At 68.3% G+C, this 3,687-nt stretch carries 5 protein-coding genes and 1 pseudogene; 3 read left to right on the top strand and 3 right to left on the bottom strand.

The genetic code is table 11. The features are described 5' to 3' along the window. Positions 1–303 precede the first annotated feature (303 nt). The 3 genes from rplL to ACWELQ_RS40870 are packed head-to-tail and all read right to left on the bottom strand — an operon-like array spanning position 304 to position 1,480. Positions 304–687: a 50S ribosomal protein L7/L12 gene (gene rplL / locus ACWELQ_RS40880; RefSeq protein ID WP_452402359.1), complete on the bottom strand. Its 384-nt coding sequence runs from the start codon at positions 685–687 to the stop codon at positions 304–306. Positions 688–728: 41 nt separating this feature from the next. Next, positions 729–1,139, bottom strand: coding sequence for an acyl-CoA thioesterase (locus ACWELQ_RS40875; protein ID WP_452402358.1), 411 nt, complete (start codon positions 1,137–1,139; stop codon positions 729–731). Further along, entirely contained in the window at positions 1,139–1,480 is a 342-nt protein-coding gene (locus ACWELQ_RS40870) for an acyl-CoA thioesterase (protein WP_452402357.1), read from the bottom strand. Before ACWELQ_RS40870 ends, ACWELQ_RS40875 begins: the two co-directional genes overlap by 1 nt. 173 nt (positions 1,481–1,653) lie before the next feature. Here ACWELQ_RS40870 and ACWELQ_RS40865 point away from each other — a divergent pair, with 173 nt between their 5' ends. From ACWELQ_RS40865 to ACWELQ_RS40855, 3 genes and pseudogenes are all read left to right on the top strand, one after another. Further along, positions 1,654–2,610 (top strand): GlxA family transcriptional regulator, encoded by a 957-nt coding sequence (locus tag ACWELQ_RS40865; RefSeq protein ID WP_452402356.1) that lies wholly within the window; start codon positions 1,654–1,656, stop codon positions 2,608–2,610. A gap of 15 nt (positions 2,611–2,625) precedes the next feature. After that, complete coding sequence (locus ACWELQ_RS40860; protein ID WP_452402355.1) at positions 2,626–3,357, top strand: DJ-1/PfpI family protein; 732 nt, start codon at positions 2,626–2,628, stop codon at positions 3,355–3,357. 20 nt (positions 3,358–3,377) lie between these two features. Next, a pseudogene (locus tag ACWELQ_RS40855) lies at positions 3,378–3,687 on the top strand (cytochrome P450); the annotation flags it as partial.

The raw sequence follows: 3,687 nt of genomic DNA, 5'->3' as shown, positions 1-3,687 counted from the left end.
AATCCGGCACGCCCACCGCCACACCCCTCCACGACACCATCTACGCCTCACAACTGCCGGGAGAACAGCTCGCTCGCCAGGCGCGGTGAGGCCCGTCTCGGCGGGTGGCGACCCCTGCGCCGCACCGAGGATGCCGGTGCGCCCCACCGGACTCGCCAGGCGGCGGACTCCGCGCGGCGCAGGGGATTCAGCGTGCACGACCCGGCGCGGGGTGGGTCCGAGCTGGGGCAAGGCTCGGCGCACGCGAAGATCCTGGCGGGTGGAATGGTGCCGCGCGCCAGGATCTTCGGGTGTAGGCCGAGCTCAACGCAGTGCGGCGCGGGCTCCGGCGGCCTCGAGTTTGATGCGGGCGGCTTCGGCGGAATCCTTGTCGACCTTTTCGAGGACCGCCTTCGGGGCGGCTTCGACGAGGTCCTTGGCTTCCTTCAGGCCGAGGCCGGGGATGATCTCCCGCATGGCCTTGATGACCTGAATCTTCTTCTCGCCGAAGGATTCCAGCACCAGATCGAACTCGCTCTGCTCGTCGACCAGCTCGACCGGGGCGGCATCGGTGACGGTTTGGACCGCTACCGGTGCCGCGGCGGTGACGCCGAACTCTTCCTCGAACGCCTTGAGGAACTCCGAAAGCTCCAGCAGCGTCATATCTTTGAACACGTCGAGCAACTCGACAATGGTCATCTTGGCCATGATCTACCCCTTGCAACGCTGACCAGGCGATACAAGTAAGTCTAGCCGCGCGGGGCCGCCAAGGTCATCAGATATTCCCGTTCGCTATCGGTCAGCGGGCGTGGCGCCGCGCCGGTGCCGCCGTCGGCGGCGTCGTCGATGGCGACCAGGGTGGAAGTCGCGGACAGATAAAGGAATTCGCCGTCACGGATCTCGTGAGTCAGGGTGAAGGAGGTGGTGCCGACGCGTTCCACCGCCGAAGTCACCGTGACCGGCGCGGTCCGGAAGATCAACGGCATGCGATAGCTCAGCCGCTGGCCCGCCACGACCACCCGCCAGGGCGTGCCCGAAGCGGCATGGCCTTCCAGCAGATTCGTCCGCGCGTCGTCCAGGAACTGTGCGAAGACCACATTGTTCACATGGTGCTGGGCGTCGATATCGGTGCGCCGCAACTGAATGTCGTAGGTATGCATCAGATTCCCAAATCCTTCAGCAGCACGAGCTGGTCTTCCGCCAGCCGCCGCGACGTCTGCGTTACCGGGTCGAAGGCGACCATCGTGCACACCGTCGACGAGTACACCACGTCGGCATCGCGAATCTCGTGCTGCAACACGAACGACGAGGTGCCGATCCGGGTCACCCAGGTCTCGATCCGCACCGGCTCACGGCGGTAGCGCAGCGGCGTCAGGTAGTCGATATCCATTTGCGCGACCACGTTCGACCCGCCGAAGCCCCGCGACCAGAACAGGTCGATGCGGGCTTCCTCCAGGTAGCGCAGGTGCGATGCGCCGTCTACGTGCCCGTCGGCGTCCATATCGGACCAGCGCAGCGGGCATTGGAAAAGATGTCGGGCCACCCGGCATTTCTATCATTCGAGCAAACACGGCAAGCGGGTGCTTACCGCAACCGCCCGGCCACCCGGCGATGGCCGAATCTGCAAGAGTCGTGTCATTGACGCCATGAGCGCCGGGCAGCACGCTGAAGGGCATGCGGGTGGTGCTGATCGTCGTGTTCGACGGTTTCCAGCTGACGGACCTGGCCGGACCGGCCGACGTCTTCAGCGGTGCCGCCGCGCTGGGCGCGACCCCCGGCTACCGGGTCGAACTGGCCGCCGCGCAGGCCGGTCCGGTGCGTTCGTCCTGCGGCATCGAGGTGACGGCCACCCACGGACTCGACACCTGGGACGGTCCGGTGGACACCCTGCTGGTGGTCGGCGGGATGAGCGTGTGGGTGGCGGCGCAACTGCCGGCACTGATCGACGGCATCCAACGCGTGGCGGAGCGGTCCGCCCGGGTCGGCTCGGTCTGCTCGGGCACCTTCCTGCTGGCCCGCGCGGGGCTGCTCGACGGCCGCCGCGCCACCACGCACTGGGCGGGCGGTGAGCTGCTCGCCCAGCAGTTCCCCTCGATCACCACCGAACCCGATCGCATCTACGTGCGCGACGGGCCGATGTGGACCTCGGCCGGGGTGACCGCGGGCATCGATCTCGCGCTGGCCATCGTCGCCGCCGACCACGGCCCGGATCTGGCGCGCGAGGTGGCCCGCTGGATGGTCGTCTACCTGCATCGGCCCGGCGGTCAGAGCCAGTTCAGCACCCCGCTGGCCGCCAATCCGCCCAAGCGGGACGCGCTGCGGGAGCTCCAGGTCTGGATGGAGGAGAACCTGGCAGCCGACCTGTCGATGCCCGCCCTGGCGACCCAGGTGGGCATGAGCACCCGGCATTTCTCCCGGGTCTTCGCCGGCGAGATCGGCACCACGCCCGCCCGCTATGTCGAACAGGTGCGGGTGGCCGCGGCCCGGCGGATCCTGGAGACCACCGATCAGCCCATGGACCGAGTCGCGGCCGCGGTCGGCCTGGGCAGCCCCGAGACCCTCTACCGAATCTTCCACCGTCACTTGGGAATACCGCCGGGCGAGTATCGCGCCCGGTTCACGAAGTACTGAAAGGGGGATTGTCCCATGACATTCCAGATGGCCATCGTCCTCTACCCGGGGATGACCGTGTTGGACGCGATCGGTCCGTACGAGGTGCTGCGGGTGCTGCCCGACAGCGAATTGCGGTTCGTCTCCAATGAGGTCGGCCCGGTGGTGTCCGACAGCGGGGTGCTGGCACTGGGCGCGACGCACACCTTCGCCGAGACGCCCGCGCCCGATCTGGTGCTGGTCGGCGGGTCGGAGGCGTCGACCACCGACGCCATGGCCAACAAGGAACTCATCGAATGGCTGCGGGCCGTGCATCCCGGTACCCAGTGGACCACGTCGGTCTGCTCGGGCGCGCTGGTCCTGGCCGCCGCCGACATCCTGCGCGGGCATCCGGCCACCACCCACTGGGCGGCGCAGTCCTCGCTGGCCGCCTTCGGGGCCGAATCGCGGCCGCACGACCGCATCGTGCGCAGCGGCAAGATCGTCACCGCCGCAGGCGTTTCCGCGGGCATCGACCTCGGGCTGTGGCTGGTCGGCGAGATCGCCGGCGAGGAGTTCGCCCAGATGACCCAGCTGGGTATCGAATACGACCCGCACCCGCCGTTCGACACCGGTCACCCCGACAAGGCGTCCCCCGCGCTGCTGCGCAAGGCCCGCCTGGACATGGTCAAACGCGCCGCCAAGCCGCGCGTCCCGGTGGATATGGCCACCGTCATGTGGCGGCTGACCCTCAATCGCATCCGGGATCGGGCCGCCGCCAAGCGCTGAATTCCCGTACCGTCGGTGGGGTGACCGAGCTGCTCGGCGACCATTTCTTCGCCAATCCGCATGCGTACTACCGGCTTTGGCGTGAGGACGGCCCGGTGATCCGGGTGCACTTCGGTGACGGGGTGCCGCGCTGGCTGATCCTGGGCTACGAGGAGAGTCGCGCGGCACTCGCGGATCCCCGGCTGTGCAAGGACATCGACGGCCTGGAGGCTGTCATCGCCCGCAAATATCCCGGCACCTGGCAGGGCCCGCGCACCCACGACGGCCTGCGGCACATGCTCAATGCCGATCCGCCCACTCACACCCGGCTGCGCAAGGCGGTGTCGCGGG

The organism is Nocardia sp. NPDC004722, assembly GCF_053601505.1.
Note: the sequence above shows the minus strand (reverse complement) of the source record. Positions and strands in the feature narration are given on the sequence as shown.

Bases quoted from the DNA above. Each gene is read 5' to 3' on its own strand.
- rplL (WP_452402359.1), bottom strand. From the start codon at position 687: ATGGCCAAGATGACCATTGTCGAGTTGCTCGACGTGTTCAAAGATATG.
- ACWELQ_RS40875 (WP_452402358.1), bottom strand. From the start codon at position 1,139: ATGCATACCTACGACATTCAGTTGCGGCGCACCGATATCGACGCCCAG.
- ACWELQ_RS40870 (WP_452402357.1), bottom strand. From the start codon at position 1,480: ATGGACGCCGACGGGCACGTAGACGGCGCATCGCACCTGCGCTACCTG.
- ACWELQ_RS40865 (WP_452402356.1), top strand. From the start codon at position 1,654: ATGCGGGTGGTGCTGATCGTCGTGTTCGACGGTTTCCAGCTGACGGAC.
- ACWELQ_RS40860 (WP_452402355.1), top strand. From the start codon at position 2,626: ATGACATTCCAGATGGCCATCGTCCTCTACCCGGGGATGACCGTGTTG.